Below are 444 nucleotides of genomic sequence, written 5' to 3' on the forward strand. Positions count from 1 at the left end.
TTACTTTCTATCAGACAATCTGTGTGGACACTGCGCGGGAAGGTATCTTCAGGTAAGGAGGTGATCCAACCGCAGGTTCCCCTACGGTTACCTTGTTACGACTTCACCCCAGTCATGAATCACAAAGTGGTAAGCGCCCTCCCGAAGGTTAAGCTACCTACTTCTTTTGCAACCCACTCCCATGGTGTGACGGGCGGTGTGTACAAGGCCCGGGAACGTATTCACCGYRGCRTTGCTGATCYRCGATTACTAGCGAYTCCGACTTCAYGGRGTCGAGTTGCAGACCCCAATCCGAACTGAGACCGGCTTTTTGGGATTAGCTCCACCTCACAGTATCGCAACCCTTTGTACCGGCCATTGTAGCATGCGTGAAGCCCAAGACATAAGGGGCATGATGATTTGACGTCGTCCCCACCTTCCTCCGAGTTGACCCCGGCAGTCTCC

Annotated in this window: 1 rRNA gene; it reads right to left on the bottom strand. The window is 53.7% G+C overall.

The window, feature by feature from the left end:
- Nucleotides 1-53: 53 nt before the first annotated feature.
- Nucleotides 54-444, bottom strand: a 16S ribosomal RNA gene (locus AB4Z33_RS31200); the annotation flags it as partial.

The organism is Paenibacillus sp. 2TAB19 (assembly GCF_052115185.1).
In the GTDB taxonomy this organism is placed as follows: Bacteria; Bacillota; Bacilli; order Paenibacillales; family Paenibacillaceae; genus Pristimantibacillus.